Origin of the sequence: Enterococcus sp. AZ079, assembly GCF_050547255.1 — a bacterium.
Lineage (GTDB): Bacteria > Bacillota > Bacilli > Lactobacillales > Enterococcaceae > Enterococcus_D > Enterococcus_D casseliflavus.
Genome location: NZ_CP172955.1, coordinates 3,268,473 through 3,291,692, shown reverse-complemented (window position 1 = coordinate 3,291,692; position 23,220 = coordinate 3,268,473). Strand labels below are relative to the sequence as shown.

Genomic DNA, 23,220 nt, shown 5'->3' with positions numbered 1-23,220 from the left:
TTAGGTTTTTTGTTTTTTATCGGGGATTTTTCAGTAATCAGCTAGGTAGGTTTATCAAAAGAAAACAAAAGGAGAACGAGCAAATGGCAAAATTTCCAGAAAATTTCTTATGGGGCGGCGCGACCGCAGCGAATCAATTAGAAGGGGCGTTCGATCGCGATGGCAAAGGCTTGTCAGTGGCGGATGCAATGCCTGGCGGCAAACAGCGTTTAGCGATTTTAGGCAGTGATACGTTTGATTGGACGATCGATGAGGACAAATACACCTACCCAAATCATCGCGGGATCGACCATTATGACCGTTTCAAAGAAGACATTGCGTTGTTTGCAGAAATGGGCTTCAAGAGCTATCGTTTTTCCATCGCATGGACACGTATTTTTCCAAAAGGCGATGAAACGACACCAAACGAAGCTGGGCTAGCATTTTACGATGCGCTGATCGATGAATGTTTGAAATACGGGATCGAGCCAGTGGTTACGATCTCTCACTATGAAATGCCTTTGCATTTAGCCAAAGAATACGGTGGCTGGAAAAACCGAGCATTGATCGATTTCTATGAACGTTTTGCAAAAGTTGTCTTGGAACGGTTCCACAGCAAAGTCAAATACTGGATGACCTTCAATGAGATCAACTCTGCTTTCCATTTCTCCGCATTGAGTCAAGGAATGGTCAACAGCACGGGTGCCAGCGACTTTACAAACGTGATCCAAGCGTGGCACAACCAATTTGTTGCCAGCAGTAAAGCAGTCAAAATCGGCCATGAATTAAACCCAGAGTTACAGATCGGTTGTATGATCATTTATGCAACGACTTACAGCATTGATGCGAACCCAGTCAACCAAGTGGCGACGATGATCCATAATCAAGCCTTCAACTACTACTGTGCCGACGTGCAGGTACGTGGAAAATACCCATCCTTTACGGATCGTTTGTACAAAGAACACGGCGTCAATAAAGAGGATCTTGAGATTACCGAAGAAGACTTAGCCTTGATTGCTGAACATACTGTTGACTATGTTGGCTTCAGCTACTACATGTCTTCTGCCGTGGATATCACCACAGAAGAAGCCGATGAAGTGCAAGGAAACTTGTTAGGCGGCGTCCGCAATCCATTCTTAGAAGCAAGTGAATGGGGCTGGCAAATCGATCCAGAAGGGCTGCGCATCGCGTTGAATGAATTGTATGATCGTTATCAAAAACCATTGTTTATCGTGGAAAACGGCTTAGGAGCCATTGATACCTTTAACGAAGAAGGTAAGATCGAAGATGACTATCGTATCGATTACTTGCGCCGCCACATTGAAGCAATGGGGGAAGCGATCGCTGATGGCGTAGACTTGATCGGTTACACGCCATGGGGCTGTATCGACCTTGTCAGTGCTTCAACAGGCGAAATGAGCAAACGCTATGGCTTTATTTATGTTGACTTTGATGACGAAGGCAACGGCACGATGGATCGTTCCAAGAAAAAATCCTTCGATTGGTACAAACAAGTCATTGCAACAAACGGAGAAGAGTTGGCCTAAGTGTTTCGTTAGACTCACGGATGACACAGGATCCGTTATAAAAGAAAACCGATCAACGGTGCTCCTATACAGGCGCATCGTTGATCGGTTTTTTTTTGATATTTGGTTTTAACGGGTACGTTCATAGCTGTCTCGTAACAAAGATTGGAGTTGTTTTTCTGATACAGAGCCATCTAATAATGCGGTGAGCCAATGGTTTTTATTCATGTGATAAGCGGGTAAATAGCCGCGGCTTTGATTGATGATCGAAACCATTTCGGGCGCTGCTTTGACATCTAAAATTTCGATCATTTCCGTTCCTTCCAAGCCTAATTTTTGCTTTTCTACAGTCATCAGCAAGCCAAACCATTTGCCGCTTTTACGATGCCGCAAGACTTGGTACTCGGGAAACTTTGCAAATGGATGGTCGATCTGAACATCATTGAAGGTCTGAGCGAAGGCGATCAGCCGGTTTTTAAGATCCATGGGTATCCCTGCCTTTTTATAATAGAAAACTACTTATATTATACCACTGATTCCTTTTACCTAGCGTAACCGTTTCTGATAAAGCATTCGTGCCAAGAACCAGCTCACCACTACGATACCGCCGCACCAGCTAAAGGCACTGATCAAGGTGGTATCTTTTAAGTTTAACAAAAGCCCGCGCAAAGAATGGATGATCGGCGACATTGGTTGGTATTCAGCAAAAACGGCTAACGGACGCGGCATGGTTTCCGTAGGGACGAAACCAGAGCTTAAGTAGGGCAAAAGGGTGATCAAGACAGTAAACAAGGTCGCTGTCTCGGGGCTTTTGGCGATGAGACCAACCAGAACGGAGACCCAAGTAAAAGCGAAGGTGAAGCAAAAGATCAATAGGAAGGCGAGTCCCCAGCCAGCAACTGTGGCTTGAGGGCGAAAACCGATGACCATGGCGACGATCAACACGACCAAGGTGCTGATCAAGCTCCGAAGGGTCGCGGCAAAGACATGCCCGTTTAAAAAGGCTGAGTTAGAGATGTTCAAGGTCATCAGCCGTTCCACCATGCCGGATTTCAAATCTTCCGTCACCGTTACCCCAACGGAGGAGGCGCTTTGGGCGATACATTGGACGAGAACACCAGGAACGACAAAATCGACATAAGAGGTATCGCCGACGTTCATGGCTCCCCCAAAAACATAGACGAAGAGGATCATTAAAATCGCTGGGGTCAAAATCCCACTTAGCAAAGTCTCCATACTGCGAATCGATAGCAAGAGGTTGCGTTTGAATAAGGTGTTGGTTTCTATAATTGCTTTCATTGGTTTCCTCCTTGGACAAGTGTTAGAAAAATATCTTCTAACGAAGCATTCTTTTGATTAAAACTGGTGATAGTGATCGGTAGTTGATTGAGTTCCTGCAACAGCGTGAAGGAATGCTGGAAGTCTTGACTGACGGGAAATGCCAGAGAGAGACTGGACTCATTGACTTGCAGCGGAAAGTCAGACAGATGCTGTCGCACGGTCTGCAAGTGTTCTTTCGTCAATACGCTGATTTCCATCGTTTGTGAAGGATGCAGTGCTTTGACTTCCGTTGGTGTTCCTTGCAAGATGATTTTCCCTTCATGCAAGATGGCGACTTGATCTGCTAAAAATTCAGCTTATTCGAGGTATTGGGTCGTCAGGAAAATCGTTCGTCCTTGAGCGGCGATCTCTTTGATCATGTGCCATGTGGCTAAGCGGTTTTGCGGGTCTAACCCGGTCGTTGGTTCATCCAAAAAGAGCAGGTCAGGTTCGCCGATAAAACTCATGGCGATGTCTAAGCGTCGTCGCATGCCACCAGAATAATTTTTGACTAGTCGGTTGCTGGCATCCACCAAATCAAAACGCTCTAACAAATGTTGGACGATAAACTGTTTGTTTTTGACATGGCGCAAGGCAGCAATCATCAGCAAGTTTTCTCGTCCGGTCAGTTCTTGATCGACGGCGGAAAATTGCCCTGTCAGACTGATTTTTTCGCGAATCGCTGCTGGATCTTTGGTCAAGTCGATCCCATCGATCCGCGCGGTTCCTTGGTCAAAAGGTAGGATAGTGGACAAAATTTTGACTAAAGTGGTTTTTCCAGCGCCGTTTGATCCTAGTAAGACAAATACTTCGCCAGGAGTGACGTCAAAAGTGACCTCTTTCAAAACGGTTTTGTCTTTGAAGCTTTTTTGTAAATGTTTCACGTGAAGCATTTTCTTTTTTATATGGGTATCCATAGCTTTTCCCTCGTTTCTATAAGATAATTCAACTATAAAGGCTCTTCGGGAAAAACAACTGCTTATTTCAATATATTGAAAAAGAAGGTGAAAAAATGAACAATTATGGTGCGACAGTGAAAGAGCTTCGCAAAAGTAAAGGCTTGCTGTTGAAGGAATTAGTGGATGAACAATTGTCGATGTCTTTGTTATCGCAATTTGAAAATGGCAAAACGACGATTTCCTGCGAACGATTTTATCGCTTGCTAGATAAATTGGAAGTGAGTTTTGCCGAATTTCAGCTGCTGCATACGGGGGAGCATCATTCGGAGGCTCAAAAGCTAATGGTCGACTATGTCCGTTCGATGGGGATCGAATCCATTGATGAAGTACCTAAATTAAAAAAGAAATATCAAAAGCTGACCACGTACTTTCAACAGCATTACTCCTTGGAGCTGGACCACTTCTTACAACTGATCCGTTTTGACTACTTGATGAAAGAGGAGCTTTTTAAAGGGGTGCCCATCGAGGAGGCTTACCTGAAACACAATTACTGTTTGGACTCTGCCAAGCATTACTTGCTGAATACCGATACATGGGGTGTTTATGAGCTGCGGCTGTTTGCCCGCGTAGCAATTTCGATGGAGCCGGCTTTGCTTTGGCGCTGCTTGACGATCGCCATCAAAAAGAGTCAGCGCTTTGCAAAAATTCCTGGCAATGAAGATATTTTGTACAACACGTTTGAGACGGTATTTTCTGTCTTTGCTGTTTTCGACGAGGCGAATTATGCGGAAAAGACCTTTCATTTATGGCGAGATCATGTTTATGAAAAAGAGCACATTGAACAAGCGATCTTTATGCCGTTTTTTGAAGGCTGGACGCATCTATTAAAACAAAATAAGGCACAAGCAGCGGACTTGATGCAGCAAACGTTAGATCAGCTGGAAAGATTAGGGATGAAGAACACGTTTGCTATGTATCAATTATTAAGCACATCTGTATTGAAAGAAGAGTTTCCAGGGATTTTATTGAGTGATCCATTGCTTTCTGAAGGAACCCGTTTTGGCTGGGACTAGCTAGAATAAGCTGTATTCCGCCGATGAAAGCGCCTTATGTTTAAGAATCGGAGAGGAAGTGATTAAAAATCAGTAAATGCAAGCAATTTGCTTCTTTTTTACTGATTAGAGGAGTATATTCGAAGTTGGAATTTTTCTTTATTTAGAATTATTTTAATGTACTTTTTATGAAATAGGAGGATGTAGGATGGATATTGTGACACTAGCGCGAATCCAGTTTGCGATGACGACGATTTTTCACTTTTTCTTTGTACCGTTTTCGATCGGAACTGGTGTCGTCGTTGCAATTATGGAGACACTTTATGTGATCAAAAAAGATGAAAAATATCGCCGGATGACGAAGTTTTGGGGAAATATTTTTCTATTGAGTTTTGCTGTCGGGGTCGTGACAGGGATCATTCAAGAATTTCAATTTGGGATGAACTGGTCAGACTATTCTCGTTTTGTCGGGGATATTTTTGGTGCGCCCTTGGCTTTAGAAGCTTTGTTGGCGTTCTTCTTAGAATCGACGTTCTTAGGACTGTGGATCTTTACATGGGATCGGGTCAGTCCCAAGCTGCACGCCACCTTTTTCTGGTTGGTGACGCTGGGTTCGATGCTATCGGCGTTTTGGATCTTAGCTGCCAATAGTTTTATGCAGCATCCAGTGGGGTATACCTTGAACAATGGCCGGGCAGAAATGACTGACTTCGGTGCATTATTGGCAAATCCACAGGTGTGGTATGAGTTTTTACACGTGATCACCGCTGCCATCACGATGGGTGGGATCATTGTTGCTGGTTTATCTGCCTTTCGTCTATTGAAGAAAGACAAAGACATTGAACGTGATTTCTTCAAAAAATCAATGCGGATCGGTTTTGCGGTGGCATTGTTCGGTTCATTCACCGTCTTGCTAGCTGGGGATGAACAAATGAAATACTTGGTTGAAGAACAACCAATGAAATTTGCCGCAATGGAAGGAACTTATGAAGATACCGGGAGTCCTGCGGCTTGGACTGTCGTTGCTTGGGCGAATGAAGCGGAACATCACCAAGTCTTCGGTATTTCGATTCCATATATGTTGAGTATCTTAGCCTTCAATGAACCCTTCGGCTCCATCGATGGGATGGATACGGTCAATCAGCAATTGATTGAAACCTACGGCGACCGTAATTACTACCCGCCGGTCAACACACTCTTTTGGAGCTTCCGGATCATGGCTGGTTTTGGTGCGTTGATGTTGTTGGTTTCTGGTCTGGGGTTGTATTTTACGCGTAAGAAGAAACCGTGGCTCTTTGAAAAACGCTGGCTGCTTTGGGTAGTGGCGATCACTTTGTTCACCCCATTTATTGCCAATACAGCTGGTTGGCTGATCACGGAGTTAGGACGTTACCCATGGACGGTTTACGGCTTGTTTACGATCGAAGATAGTGTGTCACCAAACGTTTCCGTGACCTCACTCTTGATCTCAAACATCGTTTACTTCCTCTTGTTCTCTGGCTTAGGCGGAACGATGGTCTATCTGGTGAAACGGGAAATGGATCATGGACCTGAAAAAGAAGCCTTCGGCGAAATCAGCCAAGGAGACAACCAAGAAGGGTACGAAGACCCATTTGATAAGGAGGCGTTTGAAGGATGACCGGTCTGCAATTACTATGGTTCACGTTGATTGGGCTTTTATTTTCTGGCTTCTTCTTCTTAGAAGGGTTTGACTTTGGTGTGGGGATGTCTGTGCAGACATTGGCCCACAATGAAGAGGAAAAAGACCAGATCGTTAAAACGATCGGGCCTGTCTGGGATGGCAATGAAGTGTGGCTATTGACCGCTGGCGGAGCAATGTTCGCCTCGTTTCCATACTGGTATGCTTCTTTGTTCAGCGGTTTTTATTTGATTTTGTTATTGATCTTAGTCGGGTTGATCATTCGCGGTGTTTCCTTTGAGTTTCGAGCAAACTTCCCGAAAGAACACAAAAACATTTGGAACTGGACGTTGACGATCGGCAGTACGATCGTACCGTTTTTCTTCGGTCTGATGTTTGTCAGCATGATCCAAGGAATGCCTTTGGGTGAAGATGGCAACATGACGGCAACCTTTACGGATTACGTCAATCCCTTTTCAATCGTTGGCGGGATCGCGTTGACCTTGTTGTGCTACTTGCACGGATTAAACTATATCGCTTTGAAAACGGAAGGTCCGATTCGGGCACGGGCACGCAACTATGCAAGTATTTTTTATGGCATCTTATATGCAGGCTTAGTCGTCTTTGCTGTGATGCTTTACTTCCAAACGGATTTCTTCGAGAATCATTTTGCGACAACGCTTGGTTTGTTGCTCGTGATCGTTGTACTGACACTGATTGCAAATATCGGCGTCTTTAAAGGCAAGGAAATGATGGCTTTCATTGCGAGCGGCTTGACGTTGATCGCTTTGGTGGCATTGATCTTCACAGGGTTATTCCCAAGAGTCTTGATTAGTTCGATCGATTCAAGCTATGACCTGTTGATCGCTGATGCGTCTTCAAGCCGCTACACATTGAAGATCATGAGTTATCTTTCACTGACGATCTTGCCTTTCGTCTTGGCCTATACGGCTTGGAGTTACTATATCTTCCGTAAACGGATCAGTCATACGGAGGCGTTGGAGGGGTATAAATGATTGATAAACAAATCATGAAGCTCCCAGGAATGAAACAACTTTTAGGGCTGCTTGCGGGACTTTCGTTCCTGCAGGCGCTCTTCATTATTGGGCAGGCGTATGGATTGGCACGTGCCATCACTGGCTTATGGGAAGGACGACCATTAGAGGAACAGTGGGGCTGGATTCTGCTGTTCTTTTGTTCGTTTATCGCCCGACAAGCCGTTATCTATTTCCGTTCCAAAAGACTTGATGATTACAGTTACCAGCAAGCCGCCGATCTGCGGGATCAGTTGTTGGAGAAATTGTTTCGGGTCGGTCCTCAGATCGCACAACAGCAAGGGACGGGGAATGTAACAACGATGGTCTTGGAAGGGATCAACCAAGTCGAAAACTACTTGAAATTGATTCTTGCCAAAATCATGAATATGTCGATCATTCCTTGGGTCATTTTGGCACTCGTTTTTTATCTGGATTGGGAGTCGGGCTTGGTCTTGCTGTTGGTGTTCCCCTTGATCATCATTTTTATGATCATCTTGGGCTATGCCGCGCAAAGCAAAGCGGAAAAACAATACCGAACGTTTCAATTACTGTCCAATCATTTCATCGACTCCCTTCGAGGGATCGACACGCTGAAATTGTTTGGGGTCAGTAAAAAATATGGCAAGAGTATCTTTGCTTCCAGCGAACGGTTTCGGAAAGCGACGATGGCTTCATTAAAAGTCGGTATTTTATCGACCTTCGCCTTAGACTTTTTCACGACCTTATCGATTGCCGTCGTGGCAGTCTTGCTAGGCTTGCGGCTGATCAATGAAGGAATCTTGCTGTTTCCAGCGTTAACCATCTTGATTTTAGCACCAGAATACTTCTTGCCGATCCGCGACTTTTCCAGTGATTACCATGCAACCTTAGACGGAAAAAATGCGATGACTGCGGTGACGGAGATCTTGCATCAGCCCGAAGCCCAAGTACCGGCAGTAACGGTGCCTCGTTGGCAGGAAGACGCCCAGTTAACGATCGATCAGCTGGCGTTTTCCTACGAGGAAAAAGCGGCTTTGACGGATATCAACTTGAACGTGACTGGCTTCAAAAAGATCGGGATCATCGGTTTGAGCGGTTCTGGCAAGTCTACCTTGATCAATACTTTGAGTGGCTTTCTCGTGCCAGACAGTGGCGAGATCAGTCTCGGAGGGGCCAAGACCACGGCCTTTCGCCAAGCAAGCTGGCAAGAACAGCTGATCTATATTCCGCAAAATCCTTATATCTATCGGTTGACCTTGCAGGAAAATGTCGCGTTTTATCAGCCGACAGCTACCAAAGAAGCCGTACTGAAAGCCATTGAAGTGGCAGGCTTGACTGAGCTTTTAGCAGAGCTGCCGCAAGGGTTGGACACGATGTTAGGAGAAGGGGAACGGCATCTAAGTGGCGGACAAGCCCAACGGATCGCTCTAGCCCGTGCCTTTTTAGACCAGCAACGAAAGATTCTTTTGTTTGATGAACCAACGGCTCATTTGGATATTGAAACCGAAGTTGCTTTAAAGGAACGGATGCTACCGCTGATGGAAAACCGTTTAGTCTTTTTTGCAACCCATCGCTTGCACTGGATGGAAGAAATGGATGAAATCATCGTGATGGATCAAGGAAGAATCGTGGAACAAGGAACCTTGGCACAACTGCAGCAAAAGCAAGGTGCTTTTACAGAACTAGTCAATGGAATGAGGAGGGAACAGCTTGAATAAAATCGGCTTATTGCGCTCATTGAAAACTGATACGTGGGTCAAGCCTTTCTTGTCAAAATACAAAAACGTTTTGGCGCTGGCCTTATTCCTAGGCTTCTTGACCTTTTTCTGTGGTGGGGCACTGATGTTTAATTCTGGGTACCTGATCAGCCGCTCGGCATCGATCCCAGAAAACATTCTATTGGTTTACATCCCCATCGTACTGACCCGAGCGTTTGGGATCGGCCGTCCAGTCTTTCGCTATTTGGAACGGTTGACCAGTCATAGCTGGGTCTTGCGCATGACCTCTAATTTGCGATTGAAATTGTACAACGTAGTAGAAAAAGATGCGATCTTCTTTAAGCAAGCGCATCGCACGGGGGATATCTTGGGCTTATTGGCAGAAGATATCAACCATATTCAAAACCTGTATTTGCGGACGATCTTTCCTACCGTGATCGCTTGGATCTTGTATGCGTTCTTGATCATTGGACTCGGCTATTTTTCTTGGTGGTTTGCTTTGGTGATGCTGCTGCTATTAGGAATCATTGTCTTTGTCTTGCCGCTTTGGTCGGTGATCATCAACGGCGCGCGGCAAGAAAAGCAAAAACACATGAAAAACAACTTGTATACGACACTGACGGATAATGTATTAGGGGTTTCTGATTGGGTCTTCTCTCAAAGAGGCAGCGAGTACGTGGCTGCCCATAAGGAACTGGAAACACAGTTGCGGGCGGTGGATGAACAGATGCTGTCCTTTGATCGCCGGCGTGATTTTCTTTTACAAAGCATCTTTGGAGTGATCGCTGTCGCATTGCTGCTTTGGACCAGCATTCGCTTTCCAGGTAACCACGGAGGAGCAGCCAACTGGATCGCTGCCTTTGTCCTGTGTGTCTTTCCTTTAGTTGATGCATTTGCGCCATTACCGTCTGCTGCTCAAGAAACCAATCGCTACAAAGACTCCATCGATCGCTTCAATGCATTGCCAGAAGAAAATCGCCAAGTCTCCATGGAGCAACCGTCAGTACCTGAAGTGACGGGCCTCGTGTCGATCACAGTCAAGGACTTGCATTTTCAGTATCCTGAAGGCAAAGAAGTGCTTCATGGGTTGGATCTAACGATTCCTGCGCATCAAAAACTAGCGATCCTTGGTCGCAGCGGTTCTGGGAAAAGTACATTTGCCTCCTTGTTGCGAGGCGATCTGCAACCGACGCAAGGGTCGATCACCTTAAACGACGTGCCTGTGACGGCATTGAGTGAGTCGATCAGTGACTTGATCGGTGTCATCAATCAAAGTCCCTATCTTTTCCATACGACCGTCTTGAATAATATTCGGCTAGGCAATGAGTCGGCTTTGGAAGAAGAAGTCTGGCGCGTACTGGAGCAAGTCGGGTTGAAAGAAATGGTGGCAGCTTTGCCTAACGGCTTGGCGACGATGGTGGATGAAGCCGGCTTGCGTTTTTCTGGTGGAGAACGCCATCGTTTGGCCTTGGCGCGGATCTTGCTAAAAGATACTCCGATCATCTTATTGGATGAGCCAACCGTCGGCTTAGACCCGATCACGGAGCAAGGCGTGCTCGAAACCTTTTTCCAAGTGCTGGAGAACAAAACGATCATTTGGATCACCCACCACTTGCAAGGAATTTCGATGATGGACCGTGTGCTCTTTATTGAAGATGGTCAGTTGACCATGAGCGGAACACCTGCCGAATTGGCAGCAGAAAACAAACATTTTCAACACTTATTGGCCATTGACCAAGGACGACGATAAAAAAAGAGCGTCCATCAATCAGTGATGGACGCTTTTCTTCTCATTGCTCTATGGCTCAGTAATTGCGCTGCAAGAGCAGTTCAGTTAATGAACGAATTTTGGCTTTGCTAGGTGCTTCGGGCAGCAGATCGATGTCGTCTAAGGCTTTTTGCGTGTAGGTGACCGCGAAAGCGCGCGCTTTTTCAACACCGCCGTAACGGACGACAAGATCCGCAACTTCTTGGGCTTCTGCCAAGGAGAGTGCTGCTTTTTTATTCAAATAAGGAGCGAATGCTGCAGGTGCCTGTTCTTTGGCAAATAGCAGCGGTAAGGTATAGACTCCTTGTGCCAAATCTTCTAGAATCGGTTTTTTCAAAGTGCCGCTATCAGAGGTGTAGTCGAGAATATCGTCGAATACTTGAAAGGCGATCCCGATGTTGCGACCGATCTCACCCGCCCGCTCTTGGTTTTCTGTGTCGAGGCCGCCAAAATGAGCGCCTTCGAGACAAGCGAGCCAAAACAGTTCAGCGGTTTTGCCGTTGATGCTTTGCAGATAGTCGTCAATCGATTCATGGATGTTGTAGCGAGTGTGCATTTGATCAAGTTCACCTAAAAGGAGTCGTTTCATGGCTTGTGCGTTGGTTTTTAAAAACGGGGAGCCATTCATACTTTCGATCAAAAGCTCAAAAAATTGGGTGAACAAAAGATCACCCGTGTAGACCGCGATATCCTTGCCGTATTTGGCTTGAACAGTGACTTGACTGCGCCGCAGCGGCGAATCGTCAATGATGTCGTCGTGGATCAAAGTGGCCATGTGTAAAATTTCTAGAGAAGCAGCAATTTTTGTTAATTGGTCGGTTTTTTTATAATGGGGATCGCCTAAGTCAGCAAACAAAAAAAAGAGCGCTGGCCGCAGCATTTTTCCACCTGAATAAGTAAAGTCGATCAAAACATCTTGTATCTCTTTGTTACGAACAGTAACGTGTTCTTCAATGATGGAACATACGGTTTTCAATCGTTGTTCGATCGTCGGATAATCGATCCAAAAGTCAAACATAGTATAACCCTTTCTAACAGTCATTCAGCCCTTATTCTAGCGTAAAGGGGCGTGATTGACTAGTTTAATGCACTCACTAAAGGAGGTGAAGTTGTGACGCTACCTGTATTTTTAGAACTTGTCGAATTTAAAGCAAAAACCGCCAGTATTTTGCCATTTTTCATTGGTGTCTGCTACAGCTGGTACAATTATCAAACGATTCATCTTGGCTATGTCCTATTGTATTTCATTGCCATGCTGATCTTCAATATGGCGGTGGATATTTTAGATAACTACAACGATTACCATCATGCCACAGAAGGGCATGATTACAAAGAAAAGACCAATATCATTGGTCGGGAACAGTTGTCTGTCAAATTGGTTTTTTGGTTGATGGTCTCCATGATCATCGTTTCCGCCGCCATGGGAATCGCCTTGGCAATGGTGGTTGGTTGGCCGCTCTTTTGGATGGGACTGTATTGTTACCTAGTCGGGATCTTTTATTCCTCTGGTCCACGGCCGCTTTCTAGTTTGCCTTTAGGCGAGTTCTTTTCTGGCTTTACGATGGGCTTTATGATCTCATTGATCTGTGTCTACCTTAATGCCTATCAAACCTTTGAATGGAACATTGCCACGATTGGCAGTATTTTCTTGATCTCATTACCCAACACATTATGGATCGCCAACTTGATGCTGGCAAACAACATTTGTGATCTGGAAGAGGATGAAAAAAATGAGCGCTATACGCTGGTGCATTACCTTGGTAAAGCCCGTGCGTTGAAATTATTTATCACGATGAACGTCTTGGCGTTTGTTGCGATCATTGCCTCAGTTGCCCTCAACATTGCGCCTTGGTCACTGGTTCTGACCTTTTTCGCGGCGCCCTTTGTCTGGCAACAGACAAAACGATTTATGCAAAAACAAATCAAAAGAGAGACCTTCATTTGTGCCGTTCGGATCCTTGCGGTCGGAGCATGCGTACAAGTGCTGAGTTTTGCGATTGGTTTGATTTTATAATTTTTACAGCAAAGAAAGGAAGTAAGGAAACATGAAGGAAGTTGTCATTTTAGGAGCAGGGTATGCTGGATTGCGAGCATTGCACGTATTGCAAGGAGCAAAAGAAGCGTTTCACATCACATTGATCGACAAAAACGATTATCATTATGAGGCAACCGATCTTCATGAAGTTGCGGCCGGTACGCAACCAAGAGACCGCATTTGCTATCCCATCAATGATGTCGTTCGTCCCCAAAAGACGAGCTTTGTTCAAAAGGAAGTGGCGTCGATCGATCGTAACCAGCAAGTGATCGTTTTTAAAGATCAATCCACGTGCACGTATGATTATTTGATCGTGGCATTAGGCTTTGAATCAGAATCATTTGGGATCCCTGGTGTCGAGGAGCATGCGTTGGAAATGGCGGATGTCGACTCCGCAGAAAACATCTATCATCATTTGTTGAAACAAATGAAGGCATACAAAGAAACACAAAATCCTGACTACCTAAAAATCGTTGTCTGCGGTGCTGGTTTCACGGGAATCGAATTGCTAGGTTCATTGGTGGAAAACCGTAAAACCTTTGCGAAAGCAGCAGGCGTCAAACCAGAAGAGATCAAACTGTACTGTGTCGAAGCAGTGACTCGTTTATTACCGATGTTTGATGAAAAACTATCGGATTACGGGATCAAAAATCTCGTTAAATGGGGCGTAAACTTCCTGACTGGTAAACCCATCAAAGCAATCAAACCAGGTGTCGTTGTCTATCAAAATGATGCCGATACAGGAGCAACAGCAGAATTATCAGCCAAAACCATCGTTTGGACCACAGGCGTCAGCGGCAGCCATGTGATGGCTGAATCAGACTTTTCTGCTCGTCGTGGTCGCGTGATGGTCAATCAAGACCTAACAGACCCTGATCATAGTAACGTCTATGTTGTCGGTGATGTTTCAGCAGTCATGGACCCAGCGACCAATCGCCCGTATCCAACAACGGCTCAAATCGCTTTGAAGATGGGGCAGCATGCGGGTAAAAACATCTTACGTCAAATGAACGGGGAAAAACCAGCAGATTTCCACTTTGAATCATTAGGTTCAGTGGCATCGATCGGCAATACCCATGCCTTTGGCTTAGTAGGGAAAATGGGCATCAAAGGCTATCCCGCTTCCGTGGTGAAAAAAGCCATTATGGACCGTTCCTTGTACCAAACCGGTGGGGTCAAAGAAGTATTGGCGAAAGGCCGCTTCGACTTTTATCATTGAGCAATAGAAACAGCAGACTGCGAGGGTGACCTCGCAGTTTTTTTTCAAAAAAAGCAGCAAGGGTATCCCGCAGACTACTTTTTTCTCCCAGAAACTGCTATGATAGCCAAAAGAACAGAACAAAGGAGCAAGGACAATGCCAGAAGGCCAACGAGTGTTACAGGGAATGGGAACGGTGATCACGATTTGGGTGCAGCATGAAACCCCAGAAGTGATCTTAGAGGAAGCAGCCAAAAGAGCTGCGGCCTTTGAACAGCGTTTTAGTGCCAATGACCCGACGTCTGAGTTGATGCAGATCAATCAGCAGGCAGGACAAGGAGCGATCGCTGCCACACAGGAATTGTTTGAATTGATCGCACTAGGGAAAGCCCATAGCGTACCCAAAGATAGCTACTTAAATATTGCCATCGGTCCTTTGGTGCAGGAATGGCGGATCGGGTTCCAAGATGCTCATCTACCAACGCCTGAGAAAATCGCGGAGCTGCTGCCAAAGACTGATCCTGCCAAGATCATTTTGGATGAAACGCTGCAGACCGTCGGGTTAGCTGCTGGCATGAAGCTTGATCTAGGGGCTGTGGCAAAAGGATATTTTGCTGATTTGTTGATGACCTATTTCAAACAGGTTGGTGTCACAGCCGCTTTGATCGATCTTGGAGGCAATGTGGTGACTTACGGCGATGCCCCAAGCCATCAAGATGGCTATTGGCGGATCGGGATCCAAAACCCTTTCTTACCAAGAGGGAATTTTGTCGCAGCGTTGAAGGTTCGTAATCAATCAGTCGTTACATCAGGGATCTATGAACGAACCTATCAGGTAGCGGGCAAGACCTATCATCATATTTTTGATCGAGATACGGGCTATCCGTTAGAGTCAGCCATTGCCAGTGTCACGATTCTCTCCGACCAATCGGTTGATGGAGAGATTTGGACGACCCGCTTGTTCGGCAAAGAGCCACAAGCCATCTTGCAGGAGCTGGCGCCGTTAGAAGGAATCACTGGGTTAGTCATTACCAAACATGGAGAGTTGATCTATCCACAAGAATTAGCCCGTTTGATCGAAACGCCAACAGCAGAATGAAAACAAGCAGCGATCACCTAGGAATATAGGTGGTGGCTGCTTGTTTTTTTGTAAAAAGAAAGCTAGACGTGTTGCAAAAAGGTCTCGATCAAGTCGGCTTCGCTGTTTGACAATGCCCGTTCGGCTTGATGGGCAATAAAATAGGTGAGGGACAAGAGTTCCTCTGGCATCGGATAAAGATTAAAAGGGGTCGCAGTCGCTGCTTGCAGCACGCTTTCGGGTACGATCGCAATCCCGAGGTTGTTTTCTGCCAATGCTGCTGCTGTATAAATATTGCTGCTTTCTATGAGAACGGTCGCCTCTACTTTGTATTTTTGCAGCAATTGATCGATTTGACGCCGAATCGCCGAGCCGCTAGCGGTCAAAATCAACGGACTTTGCAGCAAGTCTTTGACGGCCAATGAATCAGGTGCTAAATACCGCTTCTCTGGTTGATACAGGGGAGAACAAGGCGGAATGATCGCTAGATACCGTTCTTGATTGGTACTGTGGACTGTTAGATTCGGTGCGATCGTCTCAGGATTTTGTCCGATAAAAAAGTCCAGCTGCCCATTCAACAGTCGTTTTTCATTGTGCTTCGGCAGGTCTTCCCGTAAGAAAAAGTGCACGTTGGGATAGTGTTCATAATATGCAGGCAAAAAGAGTGGCAGCAGATAGGAACCAAGGCTGGGCAAGATGCCTAAGCGCAAAGAACGCTTCTCGGTCGCGGTATACCAAGACAGTCGACTTTTCAATTTGGCAGACTCTGTTTCCAAGGTTTCCAGATATTGATAATAGATTTTACCAGCTTCCGTCAGTTGAAAATGACCCGGCTGCCGATTGATGATGGGGGTCCCTAGCTCTTGTTCGGCACGTTTCACGGTTTGTGTCAAGTAAGGCTGTGAGATGTAGAGGTCTTTGGCGGCTTTGGTATAGTTGCTATGCTTTAACAAGGTATCGAGGTATTGCAGCATCAGATGGGAATCTTTAAGTGCCATTGCGTGGTCCTCCTAGTCATTTTTTTCATTATAACAAATTTGTTATCGATAGATAGTTAAATAAATATTTCACAAATAAAGAATTCAGTCGTACACTAAATGGGTACTTGGGGAAGATTTTTTTGTTTAGGAAGAAGCCTTTCATCTCAGTAGGTCTTAAAAACCAACTTGAGAAACGATTGAAAAAAGAAATCAAAGCCAATGGTCAAAAACTTTTTATTTATTGTTAAATGTTAAATTATTCACAATTAGGAGAGATGATAATGAAATTGATTGGAATCGTAGGAACCAACTCGACGCGTTCGACCAACCGTCGCTTACTGCAATTTATTCAAAGCCATTTTAGTGACCAAGCGGAGATCGAACTTTGCGAAATCAGTGATCTGCCAGCATTTAATGAACCAGAAGATCGGACGGCACCAGCGGCAGTTCAAGCCTTGTCAGAGAAGATCGAAGCAGCCGATGGGGTGATCATCAGTACACCAGAATACGATCACTCGATCCCAGCGGTGCTAAAAAGCATGATTGAATGGCTTTCTTATACGACGCGGCCTTTGATCGATAAACCAGTGATGATCACGGGTGCTTCTCTTGGTGCATTAGGTTCATCGAGAGCCCAAGCCCACTTGCGTCAGATCTTAGATGCACCAGAAGTAAAAGCTCGAATCATGCCGAGTGCGGAATTTTTATTAGGGCACTCCATGCAAGCCTTCGATGAACAAGGAAACTTGATCGATAGCGAAAAAGTTGCCGAACTAGAAGATTGTTTCAATGAATTTGTCTTGTTTGTCGAAATCACGAACCGTCTGGTCAGTGAATATTCAACGGCTAAAGAACGAGCAAAGAAATTTTCGTGGGAACAAGCATAAGAAAGAGAGGAACCAGTCATGAAATTTGTTGGCCTAATCGGAACGAACGCCAAAAAATCCACCAATCGCCAATTAGTGGCGTTTATGCAGCGAGAATTTGCTGCCCTAGCAGAAATTGAACTACTGGAAATCAAGGATGTCCCAATGTTCAATGAAACACAAGATCAAACCAATAGTGAAGTGATCCAACGGTTAAATAGCAAGATTTTAGCAGCCGATGGGGTGATCATTGCGACACCAGAGCATAACCATTCGATTCCTTCCGCATTGAAAAGCGTCTTGGAATGGCTCTCCTTCAATCTCCATCCCTTTGATGGCAAACCAGTGATGATCGTCGGTGCATCCTACGATGTACAAGGCTCTTCGCGAGCACAGCTTCATTTGCGCCAAATCCTTGATGCACCGGGTGTCAATGCGACAGTCATGCCAGGAAATGAGTTCTTGTTGGGACGTGCACATCAAGCTTTTGATGAACAAGGCAATTTAAAAGATCAACGAACGGTCGATTTTTTGGATAGCTGTTTCCGCAAGTTCGTTCGGTTTACGGAAGTCGCTAATTTGTTGAACGTACCAGAAGAAGTCGTTTATGAGCCTGGCGAATACACCGTCACAGCACCAGGACATAACGGGGATCTACCAATGGTCGTCAAATTGAGCGAAGAACGGATCGAAGCCATCGATATCGATACTTCTGGTGAATCCGAAGGGATCGCTGATGTCGTTTTCGTACGGATTCCTCAAGAGATCATTGAAGGGCAAACCTTAAATGTCGATGCGATCTCTGGTGCTTCGGTTACTAGTAACGGTGTCGTTGATGGCGTAGCAAAAGCCGTGAAAATGGCTGGTGCGAACCCAGATGTCTTGCGCAAACGTCCAAAAGCCGCCAGTGCTTTGCAAACAGAAGATGAAACGTATACCACCGATGTCGTTGTCGTAGGTGGCGGCGGCGCGGGTCTGAGTGCGGCTGCCAGTGTGCTGCAAGCCAATAAAGATGTGATCTTAGTAGAAAAATTCCCAGCGATCGGCGGCAATACCGTACGTACTGGCGGACCGATGAATGCCGCGGATCCAAAATGGCAAAACGGCTTTTCCGCATTGCCTGGCGAACGCAGTGCTTTAGAAGAAGTGCTGACGATCGATGAGCAAGAGATCGATGCAGAATACTTGCCAGACTTCAAAGCTTTGAAGGCACAAATCACTGCATATCTTTCAGAAACGACGCCAGAAAAAGAATACTTGTTTGATTCTGCTTTGTGGCATCGAATTCAAACCTATTTAGGCGGAAAACGCAAAGATTTGAATGGTCAACCGATCTATGGGAAATACGAGCTAGTGAAGATCTTGACGGATCAAGCATTGGACTCAGTGAAATGGCTAGAAGAAATCGGCGTTGAATTTGATATGAACAATGTCGATATGCCAGTAGGAGCGAAATGGCGCCGAGGACATAAACCAGTCAAAAACGAAGGGTATGCCTTTGTCTCTGCTTTGCATCAATTCGTGAAAGAACATGGGGGAACGATCTTAACCGATACGCCTGTCAAAGAATTATTGATCGAAGATGGCAAGGTTACTGGAATCATCGGGGAAGGCCGTAACGGTCAAAAAGTCACGATCCATGCCAAAGCAGTGATTTTAGCTTCTGGTGGGTTCGGAGCGAATACGAAAATGCTGAAACAATACAATACCTATTGGACAGAGATCGAAGACGATATCAAAACGTCAAATTCACCAGCGATCACTGGTGACGGGATCAAACTAGGGGAAAGTGCTGGCGCGGACCTTGTTGGCATGGGCTTTTCGCAAATGATGCCCGTATCTGATCCAAACACAGGGGCTTTGTTCAGTGGCCTGCAAGTGCCACCTGCTAACTTTGTGATGGTCAATCAAAAGGGTGAACGCTTTGTCAATGAATACGAAAGTCGCGATGTATTGACCCAAGCGGCGATCGATAATGGCGGATTGTTCTATTTGATCGCGGATGAAGAGATCAAGAAAACCGCTTATAACACGAGCCAAGAAAAAATCGATAAGCAAGTAGCTGCTGGTACGCTGTTCCGCAGTGAGACCTTGGCTGGCCTGGCAGAGCAGATCAATGTTGATCCAGCCGTCTTAGAGGCGACCGTTGCGAAATACAACAGCTATGTGGATGCTGGGAAGGACCCAGAGTTTGGCAAAGATGTCTTCGACTTGAAAGTGGAAAAAGCGCCTTTCTATGCCACACCAAGAAAACCAGCGGTTCACCACACGATGGGGGGATTGAAGATCGATCCGCAAACCCATGTGTTGACGAAGGAAGATCAAATCATTGAAGGGCTGTATGCAGCAGGGGAAGTTGCTGGGGGGATCCATGCTGGCAATCGCTTAGGCGGCAACTCGTTGACAGACATCTTTACTTTTGGCCGAATTGCTGGAAAAACAGCAGTCGCAGAACATCTCGAATAAAAAGCCTTGCGCGTTGTGTCTCGACACGCGCGCTAGCTTTTGAAAAAACATGTGAATAAAGTAACATGCTTAAAGCAAAGGAGAGAAAAAATGGAAACAAAAATCAATCGCTGGCTGATTCTGATCGCTTCGACCGCGGTATTGCTGTGTACGGGCGCCGTTTACGCCTTTAGTGTTTTTGCAGGACCTCTTAGTCAATTAAAAGGCTGGTCCATGGAAGAGATCATGTTAGCCTTTACCATCAATGCCGCAGTTGGCCCGATTACCATGATTTTGGGTGGTTTGCTGACAGACCGAGGAGCCGCTAGATGGGTCATCGCTGGTGGAGGCGTGTTGTTCGGAGCGGGCTTCTTCCTGACGGGATTGGTCAACTCACCCGCCATGCTTTACCTGACTTATGGAGTCTTTGCTGGTTTAGGGCAAGGCTTTGCCTATTCGGCTTGTTTAAGCAATACGATTCGGCTATTCCCAGATAAACGGGGACTGGCTTCTGGCTTGATCACAGCAGGTATGGGTGGGGCAGCGATTATTGCCGCACCGATTGCAAATCGTTTGATCGAATCACAAGATGTACTAGCAGCGTTTCGGATTTTAGGGATCGCCTATATCGTGATCGTCTTAGTGGCTAGTCTGTTTATTCGCAAGGCACCAGAAGATTATCGCCCAGCAGGTTGGCAACCAGCGGCGCAAGGGAAAAATGGCCCACAAATCAATCTGAATTGGTTGGACATGCTAAAGACACCAACCTTCTACTTGATTATCGTTATGTTAGGGGCAGGGGCTTTCTCAGGTTTGATGATTGCTTCTAACGCATCAGTGATCGGGCAAAGTATGTTCGGTTTGACGGCAGCCGCCGCTGCTTTTTATGTCAGCTTGTACTCATTGAGCAACTGTTTTGGTCGTGTCCTTTGGGGCACCGTTTCTGATAAAATTGGTCGGACGAATACGTTGATGATCATCTATGGCGTGGTGGCATTGTCCTTATTCTTATTAACGCTTGGTCAAACAACCGTGATCTTCACTGTCGGGATCATCGGTTTAGGACTGTGCTTCGGGGGAGTGATGGGGGTTTTCCCATCGATCGTTATGGAAAATTACGGACCGATCAATCAAGGAGTCAACTATGGAATCGTCTTTATTGGTTATTCTACGGCGGCATTCTTTGGGCCTAGAGTGGCAGCAGCAATCGCTGAAAGTAACCAAGGAAATTATACAAAAGCCTTTTATACGGCAATTTTCTTGGCGGTTTTTGGGCTCGTTCTCAATATTGGCTATGCGATGCTGAAAAAAGCCAAGAAGCCCGCACCTGTTATTAAATAACAATTCAACCAAAGCAGTCTTTTTGATAAAGGCTGCTTTTTTGGTGCCAAAACCACTCTTTTTTCTTTTTTTAAAACAGAGGATTGGCGGATGAAGCAAAAGAGAAAACTGTTTCATAGCAAGAAATTATCTCGTTGATTTCACTGTTTTTTCATCTTAACCCCCCATTTTTTAATAAATCGTGTTACAATAAAAAAAGGCTAATACGACGGAGGGATTAAATGACAATTCGTAAAGAACGACGCCGCTTAGAAAAGCGCTTGAAGCGCACACAATATACCCAAAAAAGTATTACGATGGCTACTACTTTAGTAGCGGGATCAACGTTTATCCCGACCTTAGGGCATGCGGCTGAAACGGCAACGACAGAAACTAGCAATGACCTCAAGGTCGTTGAACAAACAACAAACACTACACCAGAAACCGACAGCACACCGGTTGAGGAAACGACAGCATCGACGACAGTACCTGTTATGACCGAAGAAACTTCGGAAACGACGGAGGAGTCAGGGACTAAAGCAGTCACTGAGGGATCAGAAACAGCCACGACAGAAAGCACAACAGTCGCTAGTGATGAAGTCTTAGAAGCAGATGAAGTACCATCAGCCCTTTCGGATTTGACCAGTCGGGCATTATTTTCACGGGCAACGATCGATCCGGCTGCCTTTATCAGTCAGATTTGCGGCTATGCAACGGAAGTAGCGGCAGCAAACGATCTGTATGCCTCTGTTATGATGGCACAAGCGATTTTGGAATCTGGCTGGGGCGCATCAACTTTGACGACCACGGCAAACAATATGTTTGGGATCAAAGGTAGCTATAATGGCCAATACGTGACAATGGATACGTATGAAGATGATGGTTCAGGCAATTATTATTTGATCAGCGCCAAGTTTCGGAAATACCCATCATTAAAAGAGTCTTTTGAAGACAATGCGTATGTGTTGCGCAACACGAGTTTTTCTAGCGGCAACTACTATTACAGCGGTGCGTGGAAAAGCAATACGACCTCTTACACGCAAGCGACCGCTTGGCTGCAAGGGCGGTATGCAACCGATACTTCTTATGCCAGCAAATTAAACAATTTGATCAGTACGTATAATTTAACGCAATATGACACTGGCAGCTCAAATGCAGGCGGCGGCAATAGCAATGAAACGATCGTCAGTGATGAAACAGCGATCAATCAGCAAATGAAAACCACGTCGTCCATGAATATTCGTTCGGATGCCTCCACCAGTGCCTCTATTACTGGTTCGTTAGCAGCCAATACGACGTTTACGGCAACGGCGACCAAAACGGGCACCAGCGTCAACGGCAACACCACGTGGTATAAAATTTCTGGCAAAGGCTGGGTCAGCGGTGCATATTTGACGAAGGTTTCGACCGATTCTTCAAATAACAATAGCGGATCAGGCAACACCGGTTCTGACAATAGCAATTCTGGCACGACGATCAACAAAAAAATGAAGACGACGGAAGCGATGAATATTCGTTCCAGCGCTTCTACTAGCGGATCAGTGGTAGGATCACTTAGCAAAGGCACGACCTTTACAGCCACTTCTATGAAAACCGGCACATCAGTCAACGGCAACAAAAATTGGTACTATGTCTCTGGCAAAGGTTGGGTCAGCGGTGCCTACCTTACTGAAGTGACCAACAATAATGCTTCTGAAGCAGAAAAAGAAGACAACAGTTCAAGCATCAATCAAAAAATGAAGACGACGGCCGCATTGAATGTCCGCTCGGATGCTTCTACCAGCAGCCGTGTCGTGACGACGCTTGGTCAAGGGGTGACCGTTACCGTGACAGCGAAAAAGAACGGCACTTCAGTGGAAGGCAATAAAACGTGGTACTACGTTTCTGGCAAAGGTTGGGTCAGTGGTGCCTACTTGACAACAACCAGCAGCTCTTCCAATAACAGCGGTTCAACGACGACAAATCAGAAAATGAAAACCACCGAGATTTTAAATGTTCGTTCCGATGCTTCTACCAGCAGCAGTATTACTGGTTCTTTAAGTAAAGGGGCAACCGTCACGGTTACCGCAACAAAAACCGGGACGACCGTCAATGGCACGAACAAATGGTATTATGTTTCTGGCAAAGGCTGGGTCAGCGGTGCCTACTTGACAGCTGCTAGCAGTGGGTCTTCTAATACGAATACCAGCAGTAGTTCAACGAAGACGCACACGGTGAAATCAGGTGACAGCCTATGGTCACTGGCACAAAAATACAACACCAGCATCAGCCAAATCGCATCATGGAACAAGATCAACAGCAGCTATACGATCTATGTCGGGCAAAAGTTGATCGTTTCTAAATAATAAGCAAAAGCAACCGCGTGTATGCCATTGGCTCAC

17 protein-coding genes and 1 pseudogene are annotated in these 23,220 nt (G+C 45.7%); 13 read left to right on the top strand and 5 right to left on the bottom strand.

Annotated features, from left to right (window positions below; genetic code table 11):
• Nucleotides 1-83 precede the first annotated feature (83 nt).
• Nucleotides 84-1,526, top strand: coding sequence for a glycoside hydrolase family 1 protein (locus IGJ15_RS15660; RefSeq protein WP_005226517.1), 1,443 nt, complete (start codon nucleotides 84-86; stop codon nucleotides 1,524-1,526).
• 108 nt (nucleotides 1,527-1,634) lie between these two features.
• Here the strand turns inward: IGJ15_RS15660 and IGJ15_RS15655 are convergent, their stop codons facing one another.
• From IGJ15_RS15655 to IGJ15_RS15645, 3 genes and pseudogenes are all read right to left on the bottom strand, one after another.
• A complete protein-coding gene (locus tag IGJ15_RS15655) occupies nucleotides 1,635-1,991 on the bottom strand; it encodes an MmcQ/YjbR family DNA-binding protein (RefSeq protein WP_010748512.1) in 357 nt (118 codons plus the stop codon).
• A gap of 60 nt (nucleotides 1,992-2,051) precedes the next feature.
• Complete coding sequence (locus IGJ15_RS15650) at nucleotides 2,052-2,804, bottom strand: ABC transporter permease (protein ID WP_005226521.1); 753 nt, start codon at nucleotides 2,802-2,804, stop codon at nucleotides 2,052-2,054.
• Nucleotides 2,801-3,742 (bottom strand): annotated as a pseudogene (locus tag IGJ15_RS15645) (ATP-binding cassette domain-containing protein). The gene IGJ15_RS15650 and the pseudogene IGJ15_RS15645 overlap by 4 nt, the downstream one beginning before the upstream one ends.
• A gap of 95 nt (nucleotides 3,743-3,837) precedes the next feature.
• Between IGJ15_RS15645 and IGJ15_RS15640 the strand changes: the two are divergent.
• The 5 genes from IGJ15_RS15640 to cydC all read left to right on the top strand — a co-directional run bounded on the left by IGJ15_RS15640 (nucleotide 3,838) and on the right by cydC (nucleotide 10,899).
• Nucleotides 3,838-4,797 carry a helix-turn-helix domain-containing protein gene (locus IGJ15_RS15640; protein WP_010748515.1) on the top strand — a complete coding sequence of 320 codons (960 nt, stop codon included), beginning with the start codon at nucleotides 3,838-3,840 and terminating at the stop codon, nucleotides 4,795-4,797.
• Between the two features lie 187 nt (nucleotides 4,798-4,984).
• Nucleotides 4,985-6,415 (top strand): cytochrome ubiquinol oxidase subunit I, encoded by a 1,431-nt coding sequence (locus IGJ15_RS15635; protein ID WP_010748516.1) that lies wholly within the window; start codon nucleotides 4,985-4,987, stop codon nucleotides 6,413-6,415.
• Nucleotides 6,412-7,431 (top strand): cytochrome d ubiquinol oxidase subunit II, encoded by a 1,020-nt coding sequence (gene cydB / locus IGJ15_RS15630; protein ID WP_005226530.1) that lies wholly within the window; start codon nucleotides 6,412-6,414, stop codon nucleotides 7,429-7,431. Before IGJ15_RS15635 ends, cydB begins: the two co-directional genes overlap by 4 nt.
• Nucleotides 7,428-9,149, top strand: a complete 1,722-nt coding sequence (cydD, locus tag IGJ15_RS15625) for a thiol reductant ABC exporter subunit CydD (RefSeq protein WP_015508716.1) — start codon at nucleotides 7,428-7,430, stop codon at nucleotides 9,147-9,149. The genes cydB and cydD overlap by 4 nt, the downstream gene beginning before the upstream one ends.
• The gene (gene cydC / locus IGJ15_RS15620) at nucleotides 9,142-10,899 is read left to right on the top strand and encodes a thiol reductant ABC exporter subunit CydC (RefSeq protein WP_231434712.1); all 1,758 of its coding nucleotides are present in this window, start codon (nucleotides 9,142-9,144) and stop codon (nucleotides 10,897-10,899) included. Before cydD ends, cydC begins: the two co-directional genes overlap by 8 nt.
• Before the next feature lie 55 nt (nucleotides 10,900-10,954).
• Here the strand turns inward: cydC and IGJ15_RS15615 are convergent, their stop codons facing one another.
• Nucleotides 10,955-11,935, bottom strand: a complete 981-nt coding sequence (locus IGJ15_RS15615; protein WP_005226544.1) for a polyprenyl synthetase family protein — start codon at nucleotides 11,933-11,935, stop codon at nucleotides 10,955-10,957.
• Between the two features lie 93 nt (nucleotides 11,936-12,028).
• On the opposite strand from IGJ15_RS15615, the gene IGJ15_RS15610 reads away from it, so the two are divergent.
• The 3 genes from IGJ15_RS15610 (at nucleotide 12,029) to IGJ15_RS15600 (ending at nucleotide 15,249) form a co-directional block, all read left to right on the top strand.
• Nucleotides 12,029-12,931 carry a prenyltransferase gene (locus tag IGJ15_RS15610; RefSeq protein ID WP_005226546.1) on the top strand — a complete coding sequence of 301 codons (903 nt, stop codon included), beginning with the start codon at nucleotides 12,029-12,031 and terminating at the stop codon, nucleotides 12,929-12,931.
• Between the two features lie 31 nt (nucleotides 12,932-12,962).
• The gene (locus tag IGJ15_RS15605) at nucleotides 12,963-14,171 is read left to right on the top strand and encodes an NAD(P)/FAD-dependent oxidoreductase (RefSeq protein ID WP_010748519.1); all 1,209 of its coding nucleotides are present in this window, start codon (nucleotides 12,963-12,965) and stop codon (nucleotides 14,169-14,171) included.
• A 136-nt stretch (nucleotides 14,172-14,307) separates the two neighbouring features.
• Nucleotides 14,308-15,249 carry an FAD:protein FMN transferase gene (locus IGJ15_RS15600; protein ID WP_010748520.1) on the top strand — a complete coding sequence of 314 codons (942 nt, stop codon included), beginning with the start codon at nucleotides 14,308-14,310 and terminating at the stop codon, nucleotides 15,247-15,249.
• 62 nt (nucleotides 15,250-15,311) lie between these two features.
• Here the strand turns inward: IGJ15_RS15600 and IGJ15_RS15595 are convergent, their stop codons facing one another.
• Nucleotides 15,312-16,226, bottom strand: a complete 915-nt coding sequence (locus IGJ15_RS15595; RefSeq protein ID WP_010748521.1) for a LysR family transcriptional regulator — start codon at nucleotides 16,224-16,226, stop codon at nucleotides 15,312-15,314.
• Between the two features lie 263 nt (nucleotides 16,227-16,489).
• Here IGJ15_RS15595 and IGJ15_RS15590 point away from each other — a divergent pair, with 263 nt between their 5' ends.
• From IGJ15_RS15590 to IGJ15_RS15575, 4 genes are all read left to right on the top strand, one after another.
• Nucleotides 16,490-17,095 (top strand): NADPH-dependent FMN reductase, encoded by a 606-nt coding sequence (locus tag IGJ15_RS15590; protein WP_005226550.1) that lies wholly within the window; start codon nucleotides 16,490-16,492, stop codon nucleotides 17,093-17,095.
• Between the two features lie 18 nt (nucleotides 17,096-17,113).
• Complete coding sequence (locus IGJ15_RS15585; RefSeq protein ID WP_010748522.1) at nucleotides 17,114-19,540, top strand: flavocytochrome c; 2,427 nt, start codon at nucleotides 17,114-17,116, stop codon at nucleotides 19,538-19,540.
• A gap of 90 nt (nucleotides 19,541-19,630) precedes the next feature.
• Nucleotides 19,631-20,860 carry an L-lactate MFS transporter gene (locus IGJ15_RS15580; protein WP_010748523.1) on the top strand — a complete coding sequence of 410 codons (1,230 nt, stop codon included), beginning with the start codon at nucleotides 19,631-19,633 and terminating at the stop codon, nucleotides 20,858-20,860.
• 221 nt (nucleotides 20,861-21,081) lie between these two features.
• Nucleotides 21,082-23,184 (top strand): SH3 domain-containing protein, encoded by a 2,103-nt coding sequence (locus tag IGJ15_RS15575; protein ID WP_010748524.1) that lies wholly within the window; start codon nucleotides 21,082-21,084, stop codon nucleotides 23,182-23,184.
• Nucleotides 23,185-23,220 lie beyond the last annotated feature (36 nt).